The 26,963-nt window shown below is 62.7% G+C and carries 22 protein-coding genes and 1 tRNA gene; 12 read left to right on the plus strand and 11 right to left on the minus strand.

Annotation, left to right across the window (positions count from 1 at the left end; genetic code table 11):
* The first annotated feature begins 65 nt into the window (after positions 1–65).
* Complete coding sequence (locus CIT25_RS05475) at positions 66–2,036, plus strand: acetoacetate--CoA ligase (protein WP_095483551.1); 1,971 nt, start codon at positions 66–68, stop codon at positions 2,034–2,036.
* 281 nt (positions 2,037–2,317) lie between these two features.
* Here CIT25_RS05475 and CIT25_RS05480 read toward each other — a convergent pair whose 3' ends face one another.
* Positions 2,318–6,004, minus strand: a complete 3,687-nt coding sequence (locus tag CIT25_RS05480; RefSeq protein WP_095483552.1) for a PAS domain S-box protein — start codon at positions 6,002–6,004, stop codon at positions 2,318–2,320.
* A 253-nt stretch (positions 6,005–6,257) separates the two neighbouring features.
* On the opposite strand from CIT25_RS05480, the gene CIT25_RS05485 reads away from it, so the two are divergent.
* Positions 6,258–6,716, plus strand: coding sequence for a phasin (locus tag CIT25_RS05485; RefSeq protein ID WP_095483553.1), 459 nt, complete (start codon positions 6,258–6,260; stop codon positions 6,714–6,716).
* A 450-nt stretch (positions 6,717–7,166) separates the two neighbouring features.
* Positions 7,167–7,243 (plus strand) — tRNA-His (locus CIT25_RS05490).
* A 47-nt stretch (positions 7,244–7,290) separates the two neighbouring features.
* Here CIT25_RS05490 and CIT25_RS05495 read toward each other — a convergent pair.
* Entirely contained in the window at positions 7,291–8,760 is a 1,470-nt protein-coding gene (locus CIT25_RS05495) for an ROK family protein (RefSeq protein WP_095483554.1), read from the minus strand.
* 150 nt (positions 8,761–8,910) lie between these two features.
* Entirely contained in the window at positions 8,911–9,816 is a 906-nt protein-coding gene (locus CIT25_RS05500) for a tagatose-bisphosphate aldolase (RefSeq protein ID WP_095483980.1), read from the minus strand.
* A 286-nt stretch (positions 9,817–10,102) separates the two neighbouring features.
* Between CIT25_RS05500 and CIT25_RS05505 the strand changes: the two genes are divergently transcribed.
* The 5 genes from CIT25_RS05505 (at position 10,103) to CIT25_RS05525 (ending at position 15,340) form a co-directional block, all read left to right on the plus strand.
* On the plus strand, positions 10,103–11,008 hold the full coding sequence (locus CIT25_RS05505; protein WP_095483555.1) for a sugar-binding transcriptional regulator: 906 nt from the start codon (positions 10,103–10,105) through the stop codon (positions 11,006–11,008).
* 468 nt (positions 11,009–11,476) lie between these two features.
* Positions 11,477–12,457, plus strand: a complete 981-nt coding sequence (locus tag CIT25_RS05510; RefSeq protein ID WP_095483556.1) for an ABC transporter substrate-binding protein — start codon at positions 11,477–11,479, stop codon at positions 12,455–12,457.
* Positions 12,458–12,558: 101 nt separating this feature from the next.
* Positions 12,559–13,620 carry an ABC transporter permease subunit gene (locus CIT25_RS05515; protein ID WP_095483557.1) on the plus strand — a complete coding sequence of 354 codons (1,062 nt, stop codon included), beginning with the start codon at positions 12,559–12,561 and terminating at the stop codon, positions 13,618–13,620.
* Positions 13,613–14,368 carry an ATP-binding cassette domain-containing protein gene (locus CIT25_RS05520; RefSeq protein ID WP_095483558.1) on the plus strand — a complete coding sequence of 252 codons (756 nt, stop codon included), beginning with the start codon at positions 13,613–13,615 and terminating at the stop codon, positions 14,366–14,368. The genes CIT25_RS05515 and CIT25_RS05520 overlap by 8 nt, the downstream gene beginning before the upstream one ends.
* A gap of 717 nt (positions 14,369–15,085) precedes the next feature.
* Positions 15,086–15,340, plus strand: a complete 255-nt coding sequence (locus CIT25_RS05525; protein WP_095483559.1) for a DUF768 domain-containing protein — start codon at positions 15,086–15,088, stop codon at positions 15,338–15,340.
* Between the two features lie 93 nt (positions 15,341–15,433).
* On the opposite strand, the gene CIT25_RS05530 is transcribed toward CIT25_RS05525, so the two are convergent.
* The 3 genes from CIT25_RS05530 to CIT25_RS05540 form a co-directional block, all read right to left on the minus strand.
* Positions 15,434–16,567 carry a DmpA family aminopeptidase gene (locus CIT25_RS05530; RefSeq protein WP_095483981.1) on the minus strand — a complete coding sequence of 378 codons (1,134 nt, stop codon included), beginning with the start codon at positions 16,565–16,567 and terminating at the stop codon, positions 15,434–15,436.
* 58 nt (positions 16,568–16,625) lie between these two features.
* A complete protein-coding gene (xseA, locus tag CIT25_RS05535; protein ID WP_095483560.1) occupies positions 16,626–18,191 on the minus strand; it encodes an exodeoxyribonuclease VII large subunit in 1,566 nt (521 codons plus the stop codon).
* Between the two features lie 68 nt (positions 18,192–18,259).
* Positions 18,260–19,216, minus strand: a complete 957-nt coding sequence (locus CIT25_RS05540; protein ID WP_095483561.1) for a LysR substrate-binding domain-containing protein — start codon at positions 19,214–19,216, stop codon at positions 18,260–18,262.
* 231 nt (positions 19,217–19,447) lie between these two features.
* On the opposite strand from CIT25_RS05540, the gene CIT25_RS05545 reads away from it, so the two are divergent.
* Positions 19,448–19,738 (plus strand): DUF1127 domain-containing protein, encoded by a 291-nt coding sequence (locus CIT25_RS05545; protein WP_095483982.1) that lies wholly within the window; start codon positions 19,448–19,450, stop codon positions 19,736–19,738.
* Between the two features lie 128 nt (positions 19,739–19,866).
* On the opposite strand, the gene CIT25_RS05550 is transcribed toward CIT25_RS05545, so the two are convergent.
* Positions 19,867–20,958, minus strand: coding sequence for a DUF937 domain-containing protein (locus CIT25_RS05550; RefSeq protein WP_095483562.1), 1,092 nt, complete (start codon positions 20,956–20,958; stop codon positions 19,867–19,869).
* A gap of 269 nt (positions 20,959–21,227) precedes the next feature.
* On the opposite strand from CIT25_RS05550, the gene CIT25_RS05555 reads away from it, so the two are divergent.
* The gene (locus tag CIT25_RS05555) at positions 21,228–21,971 is read left to right on the plus strand and encodes a class I SAM-dependent methyltransferase (RefSeq protein ID WP_095483563.1); all 744 of its coding nucleotides are present in this window, start codon (positions 21,228–21,230) and stop codon (positions 21,969–21,971) included.
* A gap of 23 nt (positions 21,972–21,994) precedes the next feature.
* Here the strand turns inward: CIT25_RS05555 and CIT25_RS05560 are convergent, their stop codons facing one another.
* From CIT25_RS05560 to CIT25_RS05570, 3 genes are all read right to left on the minus strand, one after another.
* Complete coding sequence (locus CIT25_RS05560) at positions 21,995–23,368, minus strand: glutamate--cysteine ligase (RefSeq protein WP_095483564.1); 1,374 nt, start codon at positions 23,366–23,368, stop codon at positions 21,995–21,997.
* A gap of 103 nt (positions 23,369–23,471) precedes the next feature.
* A complete protein-coding gene (locus tag CIT25_RS05565) occupies positions 23,472–24,206 on the minus strand; it encodes a 16S rRNA (uracil(1498)-N(3))-methyltransferase (RefSeq protein WP_095483565.1) in 735 nt (244 codons plus the stop codon).
* A 31-nt stretch (positions 24,207–24,237) separates the two neighbouring features.
* A complete protein-coding gene (locus CIT25_RS05570) occupies positions 24,238–24,885 on the minus strand; it encodes a hypothetical protein (protein ID WP_095483566.1) in 648 nt (215 codons plus the stop codon).
* A gap of 87 nt (positions 24,886–24,972) precedes the next feature.
* Here CIT25_RS05570 and CIT25_RS05575 point away from each other — a divergent pair, with 87 nt between their 5' ends.
* Complete coding sequence (locus CIT25_RS05575; RefSeq protein WP_095483567.1) at positions 24,973–25,671, plus strand: type 1 glutamine amidotransferase; 699 nt, start codon at positions 24,973–24,975, stop codon at positions 25,669–25,671.
* 269 nt (positions 25,672–25,940) lie between these two features.
* A complete protein-coding gene (locus tag CIT25_RS38060; protein WP_280953354.1) occupies positions 25,941–26,072 on the plus strand; it encodes a hypothetical protein in 132 nt (43 codons plus the stop codon).
* A 100-nt stretch (positions 26,073–26,172) separates the two neighbouring features.
* Here the strand turns inward: CIT25_RS38060 and CIT25_RS05585 are convergent, their stop codons facing one another.
* The gene (locus tag CIT25_RS05585) at positions 26,173–26,946 is read right to left on the minus strand and encodes a metallophosphoesterase (protein WP_095483983.1); all 774 of its coding nucleotides are present in this window, start codon (positions 26,944–26,946) and stop codon (positions 26,173–26,175) included.
* Positions 26,947–26,963 lie beyond the last annotated feature (17 nt).

A 26,963-nucleotide genomic window follows, 5' to 3' on the forward strand; every position in this document is an offset into this window, starting at 1 on the left:
GAACAAAATCTTGCTCTGCTGCGCTGCGATATGCATAAGCGACGGTGACCGCGGGAGGATTGATCATGGCTGGCGAAGCACCGCTCTGGGCACCGACGAAAGACCAGGTCGACGCGGCGCCGATGACCGCCTTTATGACGGCCGCCGCGGCTGGAACCGGCAAGGTTTTTTCATCCTATGCCGATCTACACCGCTGGTCGATCGACGATCGCGAGGCATTCTGGAGCCTGGTCTGGGATTTTTGCGGGATCGTGGGCGACAAGGGCGCCAGCGGGGGCGAGCGCGTGCTCGTCGATGGCGATAAGATGCCCGGCGCCGCGTTTTTTCCCGACGCGAAGCTGAACTTCGCCGAGAACCTCCTGAAGAAGACCGGGCCCAGTGACGCTATCGTCTTTCGCGGCGAGGACAAGGTCGAGCGCCGGCTCTCCTGGAATGAGCTGCATGCGCTGACCTCGCGGCTGCAGCAGCTTTTCCTGTCGCTTGGGGTGAAAAAGGGCGACCGCATCGCCGCCATGATGCCCAACATGCCGGAGACCGTCGCCGCCCTGCTGGCGACAGCCTCGATTGGCGCGGTCTGGTCGTCCTGCTCTCCAGATTTCGGCGAACAGGGCGTGCTGGACCGGTTCGGCCAGATCGAGCCTGTCGTCTTCATCGCGCCCGACGGCTATTGGTACAATGGCAAGGCGATCGAGGTCGCCGACAAGATCGCGGCCGTTGCGGCAAAGCTTCCCACCGTCCGCAAGGTCCTGATCGTCGACTATCTCGGCACTTCGAGCGATGTCGCGGCGACCGTCGAGAAGGCTGCGGCGCTGGACGAGGCACTCTCATCCTTCGCGGCCAAGGCGGTCGCTTTCGAACGGTTGCCGTTCGCGCATCCGCTCTACATCCTGTTTTCTTCCGGAACGACCGGCATCCCCAAATGCATCGTCCATTCGGCCGGCGGAACGCTGATCCAGCATGTCAAGGAAGAGCGGCTTCATGCCGGCCTGCTCGACGGCGACCGCTTCTTCTATTTCACCACCTGCGGCTGGATGATGTGGAACTGGCTGGTGTCCGGCCTCGCGTCGGGCGCAACCCTTCTGCTTTATGATGGCTCGCCCTTCTACCCCGACGGCAATGTGCTGTTCGATTTTGCCGACGCCGAGAAGATGACCTATTTCGGCACCTCGGCCAAATTCATCGATTCCGTGCGCAAGGCCGGCCTCAAACCGATCCGCACGCATGATCTTTCCACCGTGCGCACGATCTCCTCCACCGGCTCGCCATTGTCGCCGGAAGATTTTCGCTTCGTCTATGAGGGCATTAAGCACGACGTGCATCTCGCCTCGATCTCCGGCGGCACCGACATCGTATCCTGTTTCGTGCTCGGCGTGCCGACGGAACCGGTGTGGACCGGAGAGATCCAGGGACCCGGTCTCGGTCTCGCCGTCGATGTCTGGGATGACGATGGCCGCCCGCTCAGGCAGGAGAAGGGTGAGCTCGTCTGCACCAAGGCGTTTCCTGCTATGCCAATCGGTTTCTGGAACGATCCCGAAGGCAAGAAATACCACGCAGCCTATTTCGAGCGCTTCGACAATATCTGGTGCCACGGCGACTTCGCCGAATGGACCGCCCATGGCGGCCTGATCATCCATGGTCGCTCCGACGCGACGCTCAATCCGGGCGGTGTGCGGATCGGCACGGCGGAGATCTACAATCAGGTCGAGCAGATGCCGGAAATCCTGGAAGCGCTGTGCATCGGCCAGGATTTCGACAATGACGTGCGCGTTGTGCTGTTCGTGCGGCTGGCTGCCGGCGTTGAGCTCGACGCCGAGCTGGAAAAACGTATCCGGGCGAAAATCCGCAGCGGGGCGAGCCCGCGCCACGTTCCCGCCAGGATCGTCGCCGTCGCCGACATCCCACGCACCAAATCGGGCAAGATCACCGAACTCGCGGTGCGCGACATGGTGCATGGCCGCGCCGTCAAGAACAAGGAGGCGCTGGCCAATCCAGAAGCGCTCGAGCTGTTCCGCGATTTGCCGCAGCTTGCCGACTAAGCAAACAGAGCGGCGCCGCCATTCGGCTTGATAGGTGCTGGTCGAGCATGGTTAACGAAATATCTCGCTCGAATTTACCTAGATTTCATGAGTGGTACACATTGGTAAATTTTCGGCGACGCCGGTAAGGTTTTGTTAAGGGCCGGCACCGATAGTCGTGCGTAACTTGAGGGAGAAATCCCGTTCCTCGAAATCCCCAGAGGATCTGAATTCGCTCAAGCCCCCGTTGTAACAGCAATCCCATCATTCAAGGCGTCCTGTTGGACGCCTTTTCTTTTAGATCAATCCGCGAGCACGCGGGTCGACGGAAAAGCGACTTCGACCAGAGTGCCCTCGCCGGGCGTCGAATTGATGGTGAATCGAGCGCGGTTCGCCTCGACCATGGCCTTGGTCAGCGGCAGCCCGAGACCGGTGCCGTCGCCGCGCCCGCGCTTCAGCGCGTTGATCTGCTTGAACGGCTTCAGCGCTTGCTCGATCTCGGACTGGCTCATGCCGATGCCGGTGTCGCGCACGCGCATCACGACGTCGCCGGAGATCTCATAGGCGGTCGACACGATTACCTGGCCGCCGGCCTGCGTGTAGCGGATGGCATTCGACAGGATGTTCAGCGCGATCTGGCGCACGCTGCGCAGGTCGGCCACCACTTCCGGCAGCCGTGAGGCGAAGCTGGAGCGGATGATGACACGTTCGCGGTTGGCTTGCGGCTGCATCATCGCCACCGTCTCGGCCAGCGTGTCGTTGAGCGACACCGCCTCATAGGCCATCTCCTGCTGGCCGGCCTCGATCTTCGAGATGTCGAGCAGGTCGTTGACCAGGTCGAGCACATGGTTGCCCGACCGGTTGATATCGCGCAGATAGTCGCGGTAGCGGTCATTGGCGACCGGTCCGAATTTCTCGTCGACCATCAGCTCGGAAAACCCGATGATGGCGTTGAGCGGCGTGCGGATCTCGTGGCTGATGCGGGCGAGGAAGTCGGTCTTCTGCGAGGAGGCGCGCTCGGCCACGGCGCGCGCCTGGGTCAGATCCTCTTCGGCTCGCTTCCACTGGGTGATGTCGCGCACCACCGCGCAGAACCCGCTGTCGTTGGGCAGCCTGCCGATGGTCATGAACAGCGGAATGAAGCGCCCCTGTGCCTCGCGTCCGATCACCTCGCGGCCGTCATTCATCACGCTCGCCACGCCGGGCTCGGACAGTCCGTCGAGATAGTCGCGTGCCGCGCGCTGGCTTTCGATCGCAAACAGCGAAAAGAAGGGTTTGCCGGTCACCTCGTCGCTGTCAAAACCGAACAGCGCTTCCGCCGGGCGGCTGATCGAGCGGATCGTTCCGTCACGGCCGATCAGCACGACGCCGTCGGTCGCGGTGTCGATGATGGTGCGCATCTCGGCGATGCGCGCCTTTAGCTCGGAAACATCAGGCTGCGTCTGGTCGTCGGCGCCACCCTGCGGAATAGCCGCTGCCTCGTCGTCGCCGGAACGGCGCACGACCAGCATCAGCGCCTTGCCGCCACGCCACGGTACCGAGCGCAGAATAGCCTCGATCGGGAACTCCTGACCGTCATGCGTCTTCAACCGCAGCGCGTGATCGGTGCCATCGGTGGCGCTGTCGTCATAAGGATCGGCAAACAGCGCGCCGAGGCCACCTGCATCCTCCAGATCGTCGAGCGTGTCATAGCCGGTCAGGCTGAGGAATTCCTCATTCGCATAGTGAAGATCGTCACCGGAATGGATGAGCAGGGGCACCGGCAGCTTGCCGAGAATCGAAATGTCCGCAGCGTTGTTGTCGTCTGCGGTCGAAAAAGCCGATGGCACGAACCCTTCGAGCTTGAGCGACGGCACCTGCAGGCGCGGCCGCTCGACGGGCGCCGGCTCCATGTCACCGGCATGGCCGATGTCATCGGCTGACGAATCGGTTTCATCGTCATCGGACCGCGCCCAGTCCTCGCTGTCTTCTGCGTCACGGAAATCGGCAGCCGTCATGCTGTCGTCGTCTTCGGCGGCGATCGATCGACTGTCCGAGTCAGCGATTTCCTGCGTCGCCCTGTCCGGCTCTGCAACCGGCGCACCGCCGCTGTTGTCGGCGACATTATCCCGGTCGGCATAGTCGAGCAGCGAGCCTGAGATGTCGCGCACGGTTGATTCCGGCTGCTCGCCTTCGAGCCTTGCGACATCCTTCTCGTCTTCGCCATCGGTTTCGGTCGGTTCCGCCGCAGCCGGTTCTGCCGGCTTTGCAGCGTCGGGCTGCTCGGTCGGGGGATTGTCCTTCTTGAGCCGCTCGCCGATTTCACGGAATGCACTGCGTTCCAGCGTCGACAGGCCTTTATCATTGGCCGGCTGCCTGTGCTCGGCCAACCGGATCACCTTGTCGGCAAAGCGCCGCTCCGGCTTCGGCACGATGGTCAGCGCCGGCACCTCGCCCTTGAATGGGTCGGTGTCCTCAGGCGTTTCGGCGACTTCCGGCTCGACGGCTGCGGGGGTTTCGGCATTAGGGACAAGCGCCATGCCGATCGCTTCCGGATCGACCACCGCATCGCTGGAGCGGGCCACGCCGAAACCACGAAAACCTTCGAAGGCACGGCTTCGGCTGTAGACAGGCAGCGCCGCCAGGTCGACGGGTATCTTGAAATCGGTGCCGGCAACCGGCCACAGCACCGAGCGGCCGGACCAGGTGTCGCGTCGATCGAGCAGGCCCGCGATCTCGCCGGACGCATCGAGGTCGAAAGTGGCTGCGACGTCCCTGAAGCGCCGGCCGATCACATCGGCGGCAGGCTTGCCGACGAGTTCCGCGAATTCCGGCGACAAGGCACTGAACCTGCCCTCGGCGTCGGTGCGCCAGACGAAACGCAGGGGCGCCGCCGCGCGGTCGATCGGGGGGATGGCACGGTCGGCCGGGGAGGCGGCCCTGGTGGCATCCTGCGCGGTATTCTCCGCCGAAGCGTCCGACGCGGCCGGTGCCTCGACAGGCCCGGATGCGTTCGGTCGGCCCGGCTCTTGTGTCTCACCCTCGCTGGCGCTGAAATACCAATGGTCAAGCTGCGTGGGGGCTCCGCCGGCCGCAGGGCGGGCGCTATCGGCTGCTTCCGGGCTCTGCTCGGTCGCATCGGGCCCAGTCGCATCGAGTTGGGGCGAACTGGGAATGTCATGCTCCACCGACACCGCAGTGTCTTCGCCGGCTGCCGGAGCAGTCTCCGCTGCCGCATCCGCCTTCGCGACTGTTGCCGGCGCGTTGTCCTGTTCTGCTTTTGGCTGGACTACGGCATCGGCCGCAGCGCCATAGGTGTGCTCGCCAGCGGAGGCTTCTTCGGAGTCAAGCTGGTTCTCGTCGATCACCACCAGCAGGTGCCGCTCATCCGTCAGCCGGGCGAGACCGGCCGGATAGGAAGTGGTGCCGCCTGGAACGAGGCGTTTGACGATGCGATCGCTCTCGTTCGCCACATCGGCCACGAGCGCTGCCAGCGTCTCGGGCAAGATGCCGAGCGCCGAAAAACCATCGGAAGCGGCCTCGATATTGCCCTTGGCGTCGACGAAGGCGATGAAATGACCGTCTTCGGTAAAGCCGCTGATGGCCCGAGCGGCGATCTCGGCAGCGCTGCGCGAGCCGGTCTGTGCCGCCGGCACCGCCAGCATGATCGCGTTTTCGCCGTCAGGCATGGTCACGGCGCTGGCCAGAAAGCCAACCGCGCGGCTGGTTAGGCCGGTTGCCAGCCGCACCGTGATGGCGCGGTCGCGGCCGATCTGTGGAAAACCGCTTGTCGCCATGATCTGGCGCCGGGCGATCAGTGGCAGCCCTGTCGAGGCGCCGATGATGGCCTCGATGTCGGGGTAGCCGAACGCCGCCGCCCCTGGTCCGTTTGCCCAGATCACCTGTTCGAGATCTGCCGACAGAAGGGCGATCGCGTCGCCTGCGGCAAAGCGCTGGCGGACCGCGTCGAGCACGGCGACGTCGAGGAAGGAGTAGTTTTCGGACGGCATGCGCTTGGCGGACCCTCACGGAACGGGCAGTTTTTCCAGTTAACGTTTTGTTAATAAAAGCCGACGGCGCGAAGGTCCACAAGCCATAGCGTGCAACCGCTGGAATCTCTGGGCTCGTGGTTAACGCAGGGAAAGAATTTTATGGTGCACTGCAACAAGGATATTGCAATGCACAAAAATTGCCTTTATATTGCCATCATACATGAACGAGACGGCTTTCTGTCAAAGCCGCTGCCACTGCAAAGGATGGAAAATGTCCAGGACCAAGACTGCTGAAACGATCGAAAACGTTGAATTCCCGAGCTTCGATGCTTCCAAGGCCACCGACCAGATCCGCGCTTTCGCCGAAAAGGGCGTCGAGCAGTCGAAAGAGGCCTATGCCAAGCTGAAGACCGGTGCGGAAGAGACCCAGAAGGCTCTGGAGTCGACCTTTGAGACCGCCAAGACCGTTTCCAACGACCTGTCGCTCAAGACCATCGCTGCTCTGCGCGCCAATACCGAAGCCGGCTTTTCGCATTTCGAAGCCCTGATCGGCGCCAAGTCGCTGTCGGAAGTCGTCGAGCTGCAGACCGCATTCCTGCGCAAGCGCGTCGAGATGGCCGTCGAGCAGGCAAAGGATTTCCAGACCGTCACCTCCAAGGCGGCCGAAGACGTCTCCAAGCCGATAAAGACCGCCTTCGAGAAGGCGATGAAGGAAATTAAGGCCGCCTAATATTTGCGCATATTTCGAAGATGCAACAAAAGGTCGCATTTCTTCGAATAGGATTATGTGAAATATAGTGGTCAAGCGAAATACCCGGTGGGTGGAACCTCCTCCCTCTGCTCTCCGGGGTGACCAGCCAGCACCTCCTCCCGCTGGCTCGTAACAGGAAAAGGCCGGCACCTCCTCCCGCCGGCCTTTTTCTTTGCCCGGCGAAAAGGCGACGCCGTTGCCGGAGCGATCTTTGCCTACAGCACCGCGCGTCCTCTTGGAGGCGCACAGGACGGCGTAGAACTTTGGATTTTGCGCGTGATCCTTTCCGAAAATCGATTCTGATTTTCGGGGTCATGCGCGGCCAAAAGCCTTGAATTAAACTCCGATAGCCCGTATGGACGCATCGCCGAACGACAGAGCGGGTCCCGGAGAATGAACGGTCCATCTCGATCCCGCTCGGGCAAACGTGCCGTTGTAGCTCAGATGGTTAGAGCGCCGGATTGTGGATCCGGAGGTCGCTGGTTCGATCCCAGCCAACGGTACCATTGGCTTGTCGGTTAAATCACTGAATTTGTTAGGGCGGCTGCGCTGCCTATGTGTCAGCCGCAATCGTCGCCTTTAGCCACTGCGTGATGGCATCGAAAGCGATCGGTTTGGTCGTGTCGACGTCAAACAGCGGTCCGCGCCGCAGCGGCGCGGCACGCTTGGCCAGTTCGATCAGTTCGGGGATGTAGGCCGCGCCGGGATGGCCGGCGGGGCGCTGGTCGAGCCGTGCGCGATAGCGCTCGGCCAGAACCTCGCCGGGCGCGTGACACCAGATTTCGGCGGTCTGCTCGACGCCAGCCCTGCGCAGGTGATCCTCGAGCACCTGGCGCGGCTGGAAACCGAACCAGGCATCGACGATAACTGTGGTGCCCGCCGGAGCTTCGCCGACGATCGACCAGATCGCCTCGTAACTGGCGCGGCCGAGCGTGCGGTTGAATTCACGGTCGCCGCCGCCGAGCGCCTCGAGGAACGGGTTCTTGACCGTATCGAGCGTGAGCAACGGCCATCCCATCCGGTCGGCGATACCGCGCGAGACCGTGCTTTTGCCGCTGGCAGGGATGCCGTTGACCAGCACGGCGCGTCTGGTGGGCACGGCACGCCGGCCGGGATCGAGCCGAGCGGACGGCAGGGACACCGGCGACGCCTGCGTGACCGTCGCCTCAGCGGCGAGCGCTTGCAGACCGGCGCCAATGACGCCGGCGTCGTCGCCGAGTTGCGCCGGTTCCACCGGGCATTGGTACCAGGGAGCCAAAGCCGGGGCGTTGGCAAGTGCCCTGTGGGCCGCCAGGCCAAGTCCGCCGCCGAGCAGGACTAGATCGGGGGCGAACATGGCCACGGCCGAATCGATTGCGGCACGCAGCGGCCTGGCCCAGGCTTCGAGTATGCCGCGCGCCAGCGTGTCACCGCCCGCATCCCGGGCAAAAAGCTGATCGACCGAAACATCCGGACCGAGGCCTGCCCGCGCGATGTGACGGCCAAGCGCGGTGCCTGAGCTGGTGGTTTCAACGCAGCCGCGCCGGCCGCAGACGCACGCTTCGCCTGATATGTCGACAGTGATATGGCCGAGCTGCCCAGCCGTCCCCTTGCCGCGGACGATCTGCCGATCTAGAGCCACGGCACCACCAATGCCGGTCCCGATCGTGAACATGACGATGCTTTCACGGCCTCTGGCGGCGCCGAGAGCCATTTCCGCGACCAGTGCCATGTTGCAATCATTGTCGATCAAGACGGGCTTGCCTGCCAGGCTTTCCAGTCGTTGCGCCAGGGGGATCGAGGCGAGGTTGACGTAGCCTCCGGACAAGACCGCGCCAAGCCGGGCATCGACGCGTCCGGGGACGCCGATGCCGATGGCGGCAACTTCGGGAGAATCGAGCCGGCGCACCATTTCGGCGATCCGGGAGAGCACAAGCTCCGGATCCGGCGCGCTCTTCTCGGAAATACGATCGAGGATTTCGCCTGTGCCGGAAATACGGGCGGCGCGCAGATTGGTGCCGCCGATATCGATTCCTATGGCCATCGAACTAGAGCCTGTTCCATTTCGACTAAATCGAAATGGGGCTCTATCTTGCTGTTTGACCATGATCTTTTCCGAAAACCGGTCCCCACTTTTCGGGATCATGGTCTGAGGCATGACGTCCCGTGCGTGCCTGGTGTGAACGCCGAACGGCTAAGCGGCTTTCTGCCTGTAGTTTCCGATCACCGCCTGAAGCTCGCGCAATCTCGCCACAGCGATGGTCTTAAGCCTTTCCCGCTGAATGTCACGGTCAAGCGAGATGCAGTCCTTCCACAGCGACCGACCGGCGATGACACCTGATGCGCCGTTCTTCATCGCGATCTCGACCTGGCCCAGGAACGTTGCGTGGTTGACGCCGGCGGAGAGGACCGCCCATGGCACCTCGCCAGCCATGCTGCTGATCCTTGCGCAAGCTTCCGGCGTTCCGGGATAAGGAAGCTTGAGCACCTTTGCCCCGCATTCCAGCGAAATCCGGGTGCCCCCTTCGACTAGCCAGGGGATCTTGGCCGTATAGTCTTCAAGGCTTTCCCCTTCGACCTGATAGGTCAGGAACTCGACGACAAGCAGGAGGTCCTCTTGCGCGAAGTCGGCGATGCATTGGCGCAGAATGGCGATATTGTGCTCATTCGCCTCAGGCCTGTCAGCCCTGAGATAGACCATGATCTTGCCGCCGGTGCCGCCGAGCTCGCGGACGCGGCGCGCGTCGATGCCGGGAACGAGGCGCGACAGGCGGTAGCCGGCGGGCGAGACGTCGAAGCCTGAGGCGTCGAGGCCGATGAGCAGAGCCGTATCTCGGTTCAGCACCCCTTCATCGACAACCCGCGGCACCGCGCAGAGCGGGTCGAGCAGCACGCAGGATGCCTGGCTGGCGAGGTATCGCGTGATGTCCGACTTGGTGTCGCCGAGCATGTCGTTGGTGATCGTGGCCTGTTCTGCAGGGTCAGACGCAAGCAAGGTCCGCATGCCGCCGCGCTGGTCACAGGCGATGGCCATCATGGCCCCATCCTTGCCGCATATCTGCTGGTAGCCGCGCAACTCTGCGGTCGTCATCTTTGTCATGGTCTTCTGTCCGATGTTGGCGCCCATTCACCAGGGCGCAGATCCGTGGAACAAGAAAGGTTCAGTCTTTACCTGCCTGTCGCAGGGAGGTTTGCCGTTTTGATGCGTTATCGAACCGAGAAATCTGGCCTTGGCCCGCCATCTGCCGTGGAAACGGGCCCACGTTGCGAGTCAGCCGAATTTGCGCGATAACTCCCATCCATCGATGGGTCTGTAACACATTGCTGAAAGGAATTGCAAGCTGTCTGTCCCTCCCGCACAAGATGCAGCCGCCGCATCGCGGACGATGCTGCATACGGTCGCCAAACTGCACTACGAGGCGGAGATGTCGCAGGTCGATATCGCGCGGCGGCTTGGTGTCTCCACCGCGACCATATCGCGTCTTCTGCAGCGGGCGAGGGCAGAGGGCATCGTGCGGATCGAGGTTCTCGATCTTGCAACGCCCGAAGGCATCACCACGCAGCTGGTCGAAGGGCTGGGACTTCGCGACGCGGCGGTCATCGAAACGCCGGCAGCCGGTGCGCTGACGGCGCTCGCCGCGCCGCTCGGCGCCTTGCTCAAGCAAGCGGAACTGACGGCCGGGTCGGTGGTCGCCATCGGCTGGGGGCGAGCCATTCGCGAGGTGATCCGGGCAGGCCTGCCGCGCATTCCCGGCGTTCTTACCGTCGCTGCCACCGGCGGCATGCAGCAGCAGGCGCCGCATTTTCAGATCAACGAGTTTGTGCGGCTTGCCGCCGAAGAGTTCGGCGGGACGCCGCATTTCATCCATGCGCCCTATCTGCCGTCCACCGAGTTGCGTGAGGTCTTCCTCGGCGATGCGGCCATCCGCGACAGCGTCGCGCTTTGGGACCGGACCGACGTTGCGATCGTCGGCATCGGCCTGCCCCATGCCATCAATCCGCCCGAGGCGAGCGCGGCCACGCTGAGCGAGCAAGCCCTGTTCCACGCGGCTGGAGACGTTATCAGGCATTATTTCGACGCCGAAGGTTCCCTTATCCCGTGGGAAGGGGAGAGCCGGATGATCGCTATGTCGCCGGCCCAGCTTCGAGCCGTCCCTCTGGTGATCGGTGTCGCCGCCTCGCCGGAGAAGGCGACCGCCATTATCGGTGCCGTCCGCGCCAGGCTTATCAATGCTCTGGTAACGGACACGAAGACTGCCCAGGCCATTCTCGAGGCTCTCTTGCCTCAATAGAGGCGGGCGCGCCGATCGGCACACCTGATCGATCCCAAACGTGGCTCGCCAGCCCACCGCCGTGAAATCATCAGTTGTGCCGTCAAAGCGTTGGGGCAATAGTCTGCGTAAGGGGCTCTGCGGAGCAGACAAATGTCGTCCGGTTTGAAAGCGTTTCCAGCCAGGAAATACCAGGTTGCAATTTCTTTCAGCAAAGTGTTACAATTTTGCGGCTAGGCACGCATGTGCGCCGAGCGGCGTTATTCCTTCGACCTTGCGGAGGCTAGGAACGGGACTGCGCGTATCAGGCTGGTCGGGTTTCGACTGGCTGATCTAACGACTGGGGGGCGCTCGGGAGGAAGCTGCCCATAACAGCAAGCAGGCGAAACCCGTTTCTCGCCGCCAGCATTTCACGTAGCCGGAACGGATTGACGGCCATGTCGATGTCAATCGCAACGGCAAATCTGCCAACATTATGAGGAGGATGTTATGAAAAAGATTGTTGCCGCCCTTGCGGCTCTCGCCATCTGCGCAACGGCGCTGATCACGCCCGCTTTGGCGCAGGACAAGAAGTTCACCGTTGCTCTCGTTCCCGGCCTTACCACCGACGGTTTTTACATCACCATGCGCAAGGGAGCGCAGGCAGCAGCCGATGCCCTTGGCGTGACCCTGGTTTTCCAGGGCGCCCCTGATTTCAATCCGGTGACGCAAGTCCCCGTGCTTGACGCGGTCATCGCCAAGAAGCCGGACGCCATCCTGATTGCGCCGACCGACAAGGTTCAATTGGTCGAGCCGCTTCGCAAGGCCAATGATGCCGGCATCCCGGTGATCACCGTTGACACCTTCATCGGCAGCGGCGTCTATCAGACCGGTGCCGGCGAGGCGGATTTCCCGCTGTCCTATATCGCTTCGGACAACATTCTCGGCGGCGAGATCGCCGCCCGGGCATTGGCCAAGGCCATAGGCGACAAGGGCAAGGTCTACGTTTCGAACGTCAAGCCTGGCATTTCGACCACCGATCAGCGTGAAGAGGGCTTCAAGAAGGAGATGGCGGCCAATCATCCCGGCATCACCGTCCTCGAAACCCAGTTCAACGACAACGACGCCAACAAGGCCGCCTCGCAGCTTCAGGCTGTGTTCGCGCGCAACTCCGATCTCGTTGGAGTGTTCGGTGCAAACCTGTTCTCGGCGCTCGGCGCGGCGAATGGCGTCCAGCAAGCTGGGCAGACCGGCACCATCAAGGTCGTGGCGTTCGACGCGCCGACCAGCATCGTCGACAACATCAACACCGGCTTGGTGGACGTGGCGATTGCCCAGCATCCGGCTGAGATCGGCTATTTTGGAGTCGTTTCGGCCTATGCCCACCTGACCGGCCAGTCGATCCCGGTTGCGATCGGCACCGGCTTCACGATCATGGACAAGTCGAACATCGCCGATCCGAACATCTCAAAGTACCTCTATTCCGAGTGAGTCCAAACCAGCTTGATCTCCTTCCGGCTTGCCGGGAGGAGATCTGCGCCGGGTCTCTGGGACCCTGTTGACAGAGGCCGCGCCGCGGATCGGATATTCCAATGACCTCAACATCACCAATCGAGCAAAGCGAAACCCATGTCGCCCCTCAAGCCGACCACGGTGATCCGGCCAGGACCTGGCTTGGACGCATCGCTGAGGGGCGCGCCTGGCTGTTTCTCGCCGGCCTGATCATCTGTTTCGAGGTTTGGTCGAGGCTCTCCTTCGGCGCGACCTTCGTGCTCAATCCGTTCAACGTGCAATCCATCGCGATATTTGCCGTGGCGCCGCTGCTGCTTGCGACCGGACAGACATTCGTCATCATTTCGGGAGGCATCGACCTCTCGCTGGGCTTCATCATGGGCCTTGCGGCCGTCGTTGCGGCCCACGCTACGAACATGGCGGGAGCCGTAATCCCGCTGCCACTGGCAATGCTGGCGGGTATTCTGGCGGCCGTGATTGTCGCAGGCTTGCCTGGTGTCATCAACGGCTTGCTGATCTCGCGCCTGAGAGTTCCGCCTTTTATCGGCACGCTCGGCATGTTCGGCGTGGCGCGCGGCGTTGCTTTCCTGTTGGCCGGCGGCACGACGGTGCCGGTCCAGAATTCCTGGTTCGCACTGCTCGGCAACGGCAGGTTCTACGGTGTCCCTTATCTCGTCATCATCGCCGCCGTTTTCGTTGTCGTGATGCACTACATCCTGAGCCAGACCCGATTCGGTCAGCACAACTACGCTATCGGTGCCAATGTGCAGGCAGCGCGTCGTGCCGGCATCGACATCAGGGGCCATACCCTGCGTCTTTATGTGCTTTCGGCGATGTGCGCAGGCCTCGGTGGCGCGCTCTATGCAGCGCGTTTCACCGCTGGCGCGGCACAGGCCGGCGAGCCGTTGCTGCTCGACAGCGTCGCAGCCGTCGTGATCGGTGGCGCCAGCCTGTTCGGCGGATCCGGCACCATCTTCGGGACGGTTGCCGGTGCGCTGGTGATCGCGGTCATTCAGTACGGGCTGGTTTTCGTCAATGTCGAGCCGTTTTGGCAATTCATCGCCGTCGGCTTCGTCATCATCATTTCCGTTCTCATCGACCAGGCGCAGCGCCGGTTCAGTGGAGCCCGTCAGGATGAATAGCCCAGCCCAGACCATCCCCCTTCTGGAAGTCCGGAACCTTTCCAAGCACTTCGGCGCCGTCCGGGCGCTCAACGACTTCTCCATGGTCGTGCGGCCCGGCGAAGTGGTGGCCCTGGCGGGCGACAACGGCGCCGGCAAGACGACGCTGATCAAGGCGATATCGGGCGTCTTTCAGCCGACGGGCGGTGAAATTCTGCTGAGGGGTCAACCGGTGACGTTTGCGACGCCGCATGAGGCGCGCGAAAAAGGCATCGAAACCATCTATCAGGATCTCGCTCTCGCCGACAATTTGTCCATCGGCGCCAATATCTTCCTCGGTCGTGAACCCATGCGCAAGGCCTTCGGCTTCCTGCCGGTGCTCGATCGCAAGGCCATGGCGGTTGCCGCCAAGAAGACCATGGGCCGGCTGGATTTCCATGTCAGTCGGCTCGACGCCCCGGTCAGCAATTTCTCCGGCGGTCAGCGGCAGGCCGTTGCTATCGGCCGGGCCGTCTATTGGGACGCGCAGATCCTGATCATGGACGAACCGACTGCGGCCCTCGGCGTTCCCGAGCAGCGCAAGGTCATCTCGCTCATCCACCAGCTCAAGGCGCAAGGCAGAGGCGTGATCTTCATCTCGCACAATCTGCAGGACATTTTCGCCGTTTCCGACCGCATCGTCGTGCTGCGCCGGGGCGTTCAGGCCGGCGAGCGCAAGATCTCGGAAACCAACCATGACGAAGTCGTCAAGCTCATGGTTGGCGGATAGGCCGAACTTTTCGACTGCTGAAACAAACTCACGTCCCGAGGGAGTGAGCTTCCGGGTGGCGAGCTGGCAAAGTGGGCCGCTCTCCGGTGAGAAGCGACCGGCATAGCTACCGAGCCTAAAGCGCGTCGCGCTCGACCGGCCTCATGCGACGCGCTTTAGATTGTTGTTTTATGCATGTCGTTATCGCAAAACCGCTGCACGCTTTTGCGCGACATGCATTTAGCCGCTGCTCAGCATCGCAATGCGATCGGTCGATTCCGGCGAAATATGCTCGCCCCCGATGATGATGATATGCCATCCAGACACCCTCGGGGCAACGGAAAGGGGCAGGATGGCGAGCAGAGTCGACATTGAATGAGGATGTCACTATATAGCGGCGGCTTTGGCCGCGTATCATAGGGTTGCGCAGCGAACGGCGCTACGTATTATGACACCTATTGTCATACAAATTGACTGGAATACCGGAAAAAAGCAAGTAGAAACAATGGCGCGATCCGGGACATGATCCCAGCCAACGGTGCCAATCTCCCAAGAAAATAGAATCTCCTCAAGAATTACAATGTGCTCCTTGAACCTTCGATTTCCTTCAGCTCTGTGGAGCTTGGGCAAGATCGGCTTGCCGGGTGACGACGACTCGGTTGGAATGGGAGCGTGCATCTTTCCGGGGATACCGGCGTTTATGATTACCAACCGGCGCAGCCGCCAGGGAACAGCAGTATGAGTGAACACGCGATCGAGTTCTTGCAGGAATGGATCGGCGAAAAGGTCCACTGCCACGCCTCGCCGGACAGGATCGAGAAGCAAGCCGAGACCCTCGCCAGGGAATGTGCCGCCAAGGCGGCTGAGGCCGGCATACCGCTGGAGGATATCCAGGAAGAGGTCGGCGATATCAAGGAGCTTATAGCGTCGAAGCTGGAAGAGGCGGCTGAGGCCGACCAGGACGAAAAGAATTCGGACAAGCCTGCCGGGTGATCTGCCGACCCGGCGAAAGGCCGTGGAAAGCATTATTGACCCGGCTCAACCATATGCAAGACCGGTGCGGCGCGTGTGACGCGCCAGGCAGTCTTACGTCCCCTGACGACTTGCATCGAATCTGCCCTCGAGCCATGCCTTCGGCAGCGCCGGCACGAAATTGCCGTCGCGCCCGGTCATGTCGTCATTGGCGACCAGCGCATTGAGGACCGCTTCCTCCACGCCTTGGATCACGGCGTCGAAGAACGGATCGATCTCGCTATCCGGGACAAAATCGGCGCTGGCGATGCGGCCTGACGGCGCCAATGCCGCCTCGCGGTTGGCGGTCGAAAAGCCCAGGAAAATATCGCCCGAGCTATGATAGCCAAAGCCGCCGGTCATGGCGACGCCGAGCGGCACCCGGCGGGCCAGCCGCTTCACTTGATGCGGCAGGAACGGCGCATCGGTGGCGACGACCCCGATGATAGAACCCTTCTCGGCGCGCGGCGTGCTTTCGCGGATCGCCGGTTCCACGAGATCGGGCCCGGCGCGCAGGCCGCGAATGGTAAAATTGCTCCGCTTGCCGAAATTCGCCTGCACGAACGCGCCGACGGTGTAGCGCCGGCCGTGCCATTCGACGATGCGCGATGCCGTGCCGGAGCCTGCCTTGAAGCCGAAGGCGATCATGCCGGTGCCGCCGCCGACGCTGCCTTCCTCGATCGATCCGCTGGTCGCGCCATCGAGCGCCGCGGCAACATGCTCGAACCTGAGATGGTGGCCGTTGATGTCGTTCAGGAAGCCGTCATAGGTTTCCGCCGCTACCGGCAGGCCCCAGGCGCTGTCGAGCGCGGCCGGCAGCACGCGCTGCATCCAGCGCAGCGTTGCGTCGCGTGAAACGCCGCAGGAGTGCGTGTTGGTGATGGTGATCGGGAAATTGAAGGCACCCGTCTCCTCGATGATGTGCGAGCCGGTCAATTCGCCATTGCCGTTCTGGCTGAAGATCCCGGCAAAGACCGGCGTGGCGAGATCTGCGTGCGGTCTGGGCAGGATAGCGGTCACGCCGGTGCGCACCGGTCCCTTGCCGACCACCAGCGCACCATCGCCCGAAATCAGCGTCGAATAACCGACCGCAACGCCAGGCACATCGGTGATGGCGTTGAACGGTCCGGGCGTGCCGTCAAAACTTATGCCGAAGGCTCTCGCGCGCGGCTTGCCGGAAGGCGTCGTCTGGTGATGATTGTCGGTCATTGCCATTCAGAAAGTCATGCGCGCTCAGAATTCATGGGCGCTCGGAAATAATGGCCACTCAAAACAGAGAGCCTTGATTGCCAGGCTCCTTGGCTTTGGCGGCCGGCTTTGCAATTGTTTTCGGCCGTGCGGCACCGCTGGTCGCAACCGCATCGGCGGTTCCGTCGGCGAACTCCAGCGAAAGTGCCATGCCCGACGTCACTTCCGCCGCTTGCTTGATCACCGCACCGTCGGCGTCTTTCACCAAGGCAAAGCCCCGCGCCAGCACCGCCTTATGCGACAGCGTCGCCAGCAGCCGGTCGGCCTGGGTCAGTTTCCCGCGCAAGCGTTCGAGCCGCACCGAAATCATCCGGTCCTGTCGCCGCGACAGTGCCGCCAAGATATCTACCTGCAATTTCTGCCGCCTTGCGATCGGCGCGGGCGACAGCCGTGCGGCGGCGCGCGAAAACCGCGTTCGCCGCTCGCGCACGATGGCGAAGAACGCCGCTTGCGCGCGGGCGAGATCGCGGCCGGCCAATGTACGGGCCTCGTTCATGCGTCGCGACAGAGTGGCCGGCGTCAGCCGCTGCGCCTGAAGCCTGGCGCGCTTGCGTTGGACGCTGACGGACAGCGCCCGGCCAAGCCGGCTCGTCGCCTCGTCGAAGCGCCGGCGCGGCAGCGCCAGCAACTGGTCGGGCGAGGGCAGCGCCCGGGCGGCGGCACGGACCGCCTGGCGCTTGCGTTCGAAATTGCGCGATACCGCGGTCTTGAGCCGCGCACCAAGGCCGGCAAGCGTCAATTCGAGGTCGGCGCGCACGGGCACGGCGATCTCGGCGGCACCCGTCGGTGTCGGCGCCCGCACATCCGCCGCCAGGTCGATCAGCGTCCAGTCCGTTTCATGGCCGACAGCGGAGATCACCGGAATACGCGAGGCGGCGACGGCACGAGCCAGCGCCTCGTCATTGAACCCCCAAAGATCCTCGAGGCTGCCGCCGCCGCGCGCCACGATCAACAGGTCGGGCTGCGGGATGACGCCATCGTGCGCCAGCGCGTTGAAGCCGTTGACGGCGGCGGTCACTTCCTTGGCCGTCGTCTCGCCCTGCACCCGCACCGGCCAGACGAGCACATGCAGCGGAAACCGGTCCTTGATGCGGTGGATGATGTCGCGAATGACGGAGCCTGTCGGCGAGGTGACGACGCCGATGACGCGCGGCATGAACGGCAGCAAGCGCTTGCGGCCGGCATCGAACAGGCCTTCGGCCTGCAGCCGGCGCTTGCGCTCTTCCAGCAGCGCCATCAGCGCCCCGGCGCCAGCCGGCTCCAGATTGTCGATGACGATCTGGTAGTTGGACTTTCCGGGATAGGTGGTGAGCTTGCCGGTGGCGATCACCTCCATGCCCTCTTCGGGGCGGAATTTCAGTCGGCCCATCGTGCCCTTCCACACCACGGCGTCGAGCCGCGCGCGGTCGTCCTTCAGGCAGAAATAAGCATGACCGGAGGAATGCGGCCCGCGATAGCCGGATATTTCGCCACGCACCCGCACATTGCCGAAGACGTCCTCGACCGTGCGCTTCAGCGCGCCGGAAATCTCGCTCACCGTGTATTCGGTGGCGTTGGTGCGTGATTCGGATGCTGCGTCGCTCATTGGCCGATTGGGGGGCGGTTGTGCGTCCGCGTCAAGCCGTAGGTGCTCAGCGCCGACCCCCGGGTCCTTCACCAGCCCGGCAAGATCTGGTTCGGCTTGTTCCGCTTCATCTTCGAAAAGGCGAGTGCGGCGAAGTCGAAGGTTCCCGTCTCTTCGCCGAGCGGCACGGAAATATTATCGAGGCTTTCCGAAATGTGGCGGGCTAGCGCGTCGACGATCTCCGGCCGCGACGTCTGGCCGCGCATGATGCCTATGCGGCAATCGGGCAGGGCGCCGAACCCGTCGGCGTCGCCCAAAACTCGCATGCCGGGCCGCAGCGCACATTCCGGCAGCACCGAGATCGCCAGGCCGGAAAGCACCGCAGCTGTGATGACGGTGGCCGAGAAGCTGGTAAACAGGATGCGGTAGTCGCGGTTCTGCCGGTCGAGCACGTCGACAGCAGCCCGCCGCCAGATGCAGTTCGGCCGGCCGAAAGCCATCGGCAATGTGTCCTGCTCATGTGTCGCGTGGTTGGCCGAAGTGACCCACAGCAGCGGTTCGCGCCGCACCACTTCCGACTGGCCGTGCGCGTCATTGTGCGTCACCAGCGCCAAATCGAGATTGCCGCGCTTGATATGGTCGACCAGCCCGGGTGTTGGCTCGCAGATGACCGTCAGCTCGACACGTGGATTGGAACGGGCGAAGCGGGCCATGATCTCGGGCAGGAAGCGATCGGCATAGTCGTCCGGCGTGCCGATGCGGATCGTGCCTTCGAGCCGCCGGTCGTCGAAGGCGGCCAGCGTTTCCCGATTGAGGAACAGCAGCCGTCTTGCGTAGGACAGCAGCCTGTCGCCATCTTCGGTCAGCCTGTTGGTGCGCCCGTCCTTTTCGAACAGCGGCTTGCCGACCCGTTCTTCCAGCCGGCGCATCTGCATGGACACCGCCGACTGCGTCCGATGCACCTCTTCCGCCGCGCGGGTAAAACTGCCGGTGTCGACGATCGAGACGAAGGTCTGCAACTGATCGAGATCGAGTGGCGCTTTCATCGGTCCAATCCATCATTAGTGTTGATGCTAAAGATTAGAAACATTCGTTGGATTAATCAATCAAGCGGTGGCAGATTCAGCATTGTCCACATCAAGGCAGTGCATGTCGCCTAAGTGGTCACCGTTTTTGGGACGACGACGTGCATCTTCTACGTGGATCGGGACCGGAACGGCCGCTGTTGCCAGCGCCGATCGCCCCGTTTCGTCCGTTCAAATATGAAGGAGGCTGATATGGCTACGTTCGACTTCGCCACCGAGACTTCGCGCATCACGTCGCGTCCGGCTATTGCGACGCGCGCGGCCAATGCCATTTCCAACGTCTACCGCGCCTGGAAAAACCGCCGCGCCTTTTATCGCCTTGGCGAGATGTCGGACTCCGAACTCGCCGATATCGGCCTGACGCGCGCCGACCTGCACGTCGCTATCGACGTGCCGTTTGGCCGCGATCCGACCGAAAGGCTACGCGTCATCGCGACCGATCGCATGGACACGATCGAGGATCTTGCCCGCAAGGTGGCCTAAGGGGGCGCGCTGTAGGATTTCGCAGGCGCCCACTCCCTGCCGGTTCCCCGCCGGCCCGCCTGCACACTGCCCGGCCCTCTCGAGGGCTGGGCATTTTTCTTTTTGGGCGGCGCTGACCTGATGTTGGCCTACCGCCGATCCATGCCTCGCTTGAACTGATCGAAGATCGATTCCATGCCCTTCTGGTAATCGTCGCGCTGCTGCGCGCCTGTCTCGAACATCTTGCCGAACAAGTCGTCGAACGGATTCTGTGGCCTGCCGCTTGGGCTGGCCTGCGGCTGCGGCGCCTGGCGCTGCTGGGGCGCCTGACGCGGCTGCGGCTGAGACTGCTGCGCGCCACCGCCGAAGATATCCTGCAGCACCTTGCCGAGCGGATTGTCGCCGCCATAGGGATTGGGTGCCTGCTGCGGCTGGGTCTGCTGCGGCTGCTGCATGCCGCCGCCGAACATATCCTGCAGCACCTTGCCAAGTGGATTGTCGCCACTGGGGTTTTGCGTCTGCTGTGGCTGGCCTTGCGGCTGCTGCGCGCCGCTGCCGAACATGTCTTGCAGCACCTTGCCGAGCGGATTGTCGCCATAGGGGTTCTGCGTTTGTTGGGGTTGCGGCTGCTGCGCGCCACCGCCGAACATGTCCTGCAGCACTTTGCCAAGCGGATTGTCGGCTGGGCTTGCAGGCTGCGGCGCCTGGCGCTGCTGTGGTGCCGGCGCCTGTGCGCCTCCACCGGCCTGCCGCATCATCTGCTCGATGATCTCGCCGAGCGGATTGCTGCCGCCGCCGAATCCGCCTGCTGCCTGCATCTGATTTGTGGTCTGCTTGAACAGGCCGCCCATCACCATCGAAGCCACCGCCGGCAGCATCTGCTGCAAAACCTGCTGGCTGACGCCGCTCGCCTGCGCAGCCTGGCTGGCAACGGCGCGGGACAGGTCCTTGGAGCCGAACAGATGCCCCAGAATGCCGTTGCCTTCATCGACGCCCTGCGGCGAGAAGGCCCGGCTTGCGTCCTCGAAATACTTGGCGTGCTGGCCGCTGGCCATTGCCGTCATGAACGAGCCGAGCCCGTAAGGGTCGGAGGTGTTGCGCTTCAGGCCCTGTGAAAAGGCCGGCAGCAGCGCCTCGACCGCCGATTGTGTTTGCTGCTGGGAAAGCCCGAACCGTTGGGCCAGGGCCTGCATGCCGTTGCCGTTCTGCGCCTGCGTCAGAATGTCGAACAAGGAAGGCATTGGCTTCTCCTCGAAAATCCGCGCCTGCAGAAACCTAGACCGTTTCCCACGTTTGTTGAAGGGGCACCGCAAGCGTGCGTGCTCCATCGCCTTACGGAACTTCAAACATCCTGAATGAAGTTCTGACATCGGTGTGCACGGGTGCCCTCCGACATGGCGGATCTGAGGCTCCTGTCACGCCATCAGCGTCAGGTGGTTTTGAAACGATCATTGCGTCTTGCTCCGGGTTCCGAAACGATGCGAGAACGAAAAGGAGGGCAACCCGGTATTTGATCGAGCCGACCATGCATCATGATTACTTTGCCGAAAAGTCCTTCTCGCATGACTGGACATCTACGCATATCCCGAAATGGCAGCGCTTGTTCAAGGCTATCAAGAACAGAGATCTTGAAATACTTGAGATAGGCTCGTTCGAGGGTCTGTCGGCTGTGTTTTTCCTTTCGTTTTTCAAACGGTCGAAGATTTGCTGTGTCGACACATTCGCCGGGAGCAAGGAACACGTGACGAGCGGTTCTGAGTATGAAGCGGATATGAGTTCCGTCGAATCAAGGTTCGACAAGAATCTCGCTCCCTTCGGAAGCAGGCTGGAGAAGCTCAAGGGACTATCGATCGAAATCCTGCCGAAGCTTCGTCGTGAAGGCCGGACATTCGGGCTGGTCTATGTCGACGGCGACCACCAAGCCGCCAGCAGCTTTGCCGATGCGTCGCTGGCCTGGCAGATTCTGGAAACGGGCGGCATCATGATTCTGGACGACTATGTCTGGATGCCGGATCGACCTGCCGCGGATCGGCCGCAGGCTGGCATCGATGCGTTCCTTGGGTCGATAGAAGGCCAGTTCGAGGAGCTGCGGCGAGGTTATCAGATCATTATTCGCAAGACGCCATCGCAAGCCCGCCTGGCCGGTTCGGATTTGTTCGGATCTCGGCCGCAGGAAATCATGACTGGCGGGGCCGTCGAATTGACCTTGGCGGGGCGTCTCCGTGCAGCTTTAAAGAAATTCGGGAAACGCTAAGTCGCCTCCTCCGACATAAACCCTTAATACGCATATTCCATGAACACCGGCTCGATCGAGCCGCCCCAGCGCGTATGATAGGCGGAGAGCAGCTCTTCGGCGCTGGTGGTGCCGCGTGCGACGACTTCGTCCAGCGTGCTGAGGAACGAAGTTTCGTCGTAGCCGTCGCGGTTCTTGCGGCCGCGGTTCTTCAGCCCCATGCGCGAGATGACGAGCACGTCGCGGGCGATCTCGCGCAGTGTCGTGTTGCGGAACGGCGCCGAAATGCCCTGTTCCGGCACGGCGTTGCGCATCGCCAGCACTTCTTCATAGCTCCAGCTCGAGGTCAGCGCCTCGGCCGCGTCGAGCGCCGCCGCATCATAGAGCAGCCCGACCCAGAAGGCCGGCAGCGCGCAGATGCGCCGCCACGGTCCGCCATCGGCGCCGCGCATTTCAAGGAAACGCTTCAATCGCACGTCGGGAAACAGCGTCGACAGATGGTTCGCCCAATCGCCCATCGTCGGCAGCCCGTCGGGAATCTCGTTGCGGGCAGCGCCTGCCATGAACTGACGGAAGGTGACGTGCGTCATGTCGTGGTAGTGGCCGTCGCGGATGACGAAGTACATCGGCACGTCGAGCGCCCAATCGACATAGTCGGCGAAGCCGAAGTCGGGCGAGAAGCAGAATTCGAGCAGGCCCGAGCGCTGGTTGTCGGTGTCGCGCCAGATGTCGCCGCGCCAGCTCTGGAATCCGTTGGGCCGACCCTCGGTGAAGGGCGAGTTGGCGAACAGCGCCGTCGACAGCGGCTGCAGCTTCAGTGACACCTGCATCTTGCGGCGCATGTCGGCCTCGCTCTCGAAGTCGAGATTCACCTGGATGGTGCAGGTGCGGTACATCATGTCGAGGCCTTTGGTGCCGACCTTGGGCATGTAGCGCGTCATGATCTCGTAGCGCGATTTCGGCATTTTCGGCGTCTCGGCCAGCGACCATTTCGGGCTGCCGCCGAGGCCGAGGAAGCGGATGCCCATCGGTTCGGCGATCTCGCGCACCTGTGCCAGATGTGCATTGCCTTCGCGGCAGGTCTGGTGGATCGTCTCCAGCGGCGCGCCGGACAGCTCGAACTGGCCGCCGGGCTCCAGCGAGATCGCGCCCTGGCCGGTCGGCTCGACCAGGCCAATGATGCGACCGGCATCCATGATCGGATCCCAGCCGAGTTTCTCCTGCATGCCTTCGAGAATGGCGCGGATGCCGCGCTCGCCGCCATAGGGCACCGGCGCATTGCCGTCGACATAGAACGGGAATTTCTCGTGTTCGGTGCCGATGCGCCATTTGTCGCGCGGTTTGTTGCCTTCGGCCAGATGCTCGACAAGCTCGTCGACGCCTTCGATGGGCCGGAAATCGGTTGTGTCGCGCGCCATTACAAGTCCTCTGCAGCGGCCGGACGACCGCCGGCGCTAGATGGACGAAATGTCAGTAGACGATCAAGCGAAAAATCCTGAGCCACAGGGTAACTGGAATTGATCACCAATCCCCGACCGTCGCCTGTATCACCGCCAGTGCCGCCACTGCAGCCGTATCGGCGCGCAAGATGCGCGGACCGAGCGGGATGGCGGTTACGAAAGGCAGCGCCCTCAGCATCCTTCGTTCCTCGTCGGAAAACCCGCCTTCAGGCCCGACCAGCAGCCCGAGCTTCTTCTCCCGCACCGCTTGCAGCGCGGGCAGAGGATTGTTGGTCGAGGCATCCTCGTCGCAGAAGATCAACCGCCGCTCCTTGTCCCAGCCTGTCAGCAGGCGTTCGAACTTTTCCGCTTCGCGCACGTCCGGCACCGCCAGGATGCCGCATTGTTCGGCGGCCTCGACGACATTGGCGCGCAGGCGCTCGATGCCGGGCTTTGCCACTTGCGTGTGCTGGGTGATGACCGGCTGCAGGACGCCGGCGCCCATCTCGACCGCCTTCTGCACCAGATAATCGACCCGTCCCTGTTTCAATGGCGCAAAGCAATAGACGAGATCGGGCAGCGGCGGCTGCGGCCGCTGCAAGGTAAGCACCTTCAGGCGTACCGCCTTCTTGGATTTGGCGGCGATTGCCGCCGACCATTCGCCGTCACGGCCGTTGAACAACAGGATTTCGGCGCCCTCGCCGAGCCGCAGCACATGCATCAGGTAGTGGCCCTGCTGCGGGCTCGCCTCGAACTCGATATCCGGTCCGAGGTCGTCCGGCACGAACAGCCGCTGCATCTTGTAATTGGCGCGCATCGCCGAGGAATGGGCGAGCCGGCTCTTGGCGTCAAGTCTCGGCCGAGGGATGCCAAACCGGCTCGTAGCCTTGCCTCAGCACGGAAACGGTGGTTATCGGCGTGAGCAGGCGGAATGGGCGGCCGGCAAAACCGCCGAACCCCACCGGTTCGCCATAGCCGGCAAACGACCAGCGCAATGCCTCGCCGCCACGCATCGCATAGGCGTTGCCGCCGTCCGCAACCATGGCGCCGTCCGGCAACCCGGCAAGTTCTTCTGCGGATACGACGGGTGCCCGCCCACCTGCGGCGAGCCGCTCCTTATGCAGCCGCTTGTCGACCTGCGGTGCGCGTGGCTCAGCAATGGCGAAGGCCACGCCGAAGCGCTGGACGAAATCCCTCGCCCGCGCACGCCGGCAGAAGAAGCAGGGCCGATGCCCGGCAGAGAGCGCGGTCACCTCGTCCAGGAAGAACAATTCGGTCCAGCCGGGTTTTCCCCCTGGCCTGTTGCGGCCCATCGGCTCGCGCCGCACATCGCGGAATTCGCAGACGCAGATGATCCAGGCATGCAGCGCCCAGCGCTTTTTCAGCAGCGTCTTCGTTTCGGGGTCATGGATGATGCCGCGATTGCCCATGAACAGGCCGCGCTCCGGCACGGCATGGAGGACGCCGAACGGGTCTACGCGGTTCTGCAGTGGCATAGCTTTCTCCCCGGACACGCATCTTGGCTGGAATGATGACGGCATGATATCGCTCGTCGCATCATTTTCATGTCAGCAGGTTTTTCAATGCGGGTGCTGGTGGTCCAGAATTTCGACAATGAGGGCCTTGGCCAGATCGGCGCAGCTCTTGTCGAGGCGGGTGCCGACATCGATCTGCGCCGGCCCTATTGTGGCGAGACGCTGCCGCAGGACAGCGATGCGCACGACGCCATGGTCGTGCTCGGCGGCGCCCAGAATGCATTGGACGACGAGATTTGCCCGTATTTTCCGGGGTTGCTCGACCTGACGCGCGATTTCGCCGACAAGGATCGCGCCGTTCTCGGTATATGCCTTGGCAGCCAACTGGTCGCGCGCGCCTTCGGCGGCGAGAACCGGATCGGCGGCGCCTCGGAATTCGGCTGGCACAAGGTCTCGCTCACTCCGGCCGCCAAGGCCGATCCGGTGCTCGGCGCGCTACCCGAAAAATTTCCCATCTTCGAATGGCACGACGACACCTTTGCACTGCCTGAAAACGCTGTGCGGCTCGCCGGCAACGACGTCGCCGAGAACCAGGCGTTTCGCATCGGCCGCGCCGTCTATGGCTTTCAGTTCCATTTCGAGGCGGACCGGCCGATGGTCCGCGACTGGAGCAGGTCCTTCGCCCCGCTCATAGCCGAGCGGCATCCTGACTGGAGTGACCGGCTCGACGACGAAATGGCCCGCAACGGAGCGGATGCGGATGCCGCCGGGCTGGCCATCGCCCGCGCCTGGGTGGCGACGATCTGACGGCTTGTCAGGGCCGACGTTGCATATTTGGCACGCTGACAAAAATCCGCTGTGGACAGCTTGTTTCGTCCTTGGCTTGTGGCCGGCCGCCACCCTAGAAGGCACGCGCTCTGCATCTTCCGTGCAACCGCGATGAACCCTTTGTGTCACTCGCGCGACACATCGCCGATACAGAACATCCCTAGAAGCGCGAAATCGTATTTTCGTTTCAACCCATTGGTAACCCGCCTCGTGCACAGATGCAGAAAGCTCAACAAGAGATGACGTCCGTGAAAGCAGCGCTTCTGTCCTTTGCCATGTTGTCGGCCATCGTGTTGTGCGGCCTCGGCACTTATTCCGGCGACGCAGCCGCCAACCACAACGCCGTCGACGGCTACGGCGTCACCGCCGCGCTTCGCTAGCGCGTGCCACCCAGAAGCCTGCCTTTGGGCTTGACCCGAGGGTGCGCAGCGGTTTTGGGATAACGACATAAACAAACTAAGACTTGAAGCGCGACCCGCCTTAAGCCCTTTCACCTGACACCACCAGGATACGCTTGTCGGCGCCGTCCACGACGAGCGCGGTGAGGTTTCCCGTCTGGTAGGCGAGCGTGTCGATATTGACGCGGTTGATCATCACCTCGGCCTCCGGCACCGGTGTGTGGCCATGCACCACGATCTTCGGATGGAGGCCTGGATGGTTGTGGAAGATATCGCGGATCCAGATCAGGTCCTGCGTGGTCTGACTTTCCAGCGCAATGCCTGGCCGGATGCCGGCATGGCAGAAGAAGAAGTCGCCGAACGTCAGTGAAAACGGCAGCGACTGCAAGAAGTCGACATGGCTTTTCGGCACGGCCTCGACAAGTGCTGCATGGCCTTGCCGCAGTGCCGCCTCGGACCTGCCAAACCACGCGCCGCCGCCTTCATTGATCGCCACCCCGTAGGATTGCGCGGTCTGGATGCCGCCATAGCGCATGAAAAGTCCGTCTGCGTCGGGGGCATCGAGGAAGTCGAGGAAGCCGATGTCGTGGTTGCCCGCGAGCATCAGGTGACGCCGGTCGCGTTTTCGCGCTTCGATCAGGAAATCAAGGACCCTCTTGGAGTCCGGGCCGCGGTCGACATAGTCGCCGAGATAGATGACACGCCAGTCGGCTGGTCGCGCCTGGATGATCTCGGCCGCAATCCGGCGGTACATGGCGACCAGCAGATCGAGCCGGCCATGCACATCGCCGACCGCATAAAGGCGCATGCCTTCCGGTCCGCGCGCGTCGAGAAAGTGGATGCCGGGGGCGGTCAATGCTTCCATCTCCGTGA

Origin of the sequence: Mesorhizobium mediterraneum (assembly GCF_002284565.1) — a bacterium.
In the GTDB taxonomy this organism is placed as follows: Bacteria; Pseudomonadota; Alphaproteobacteria; order Rhizobiales; family Rhizobiaceae; genus Mesorhizobium; species Mesorhizobium mediterraneum.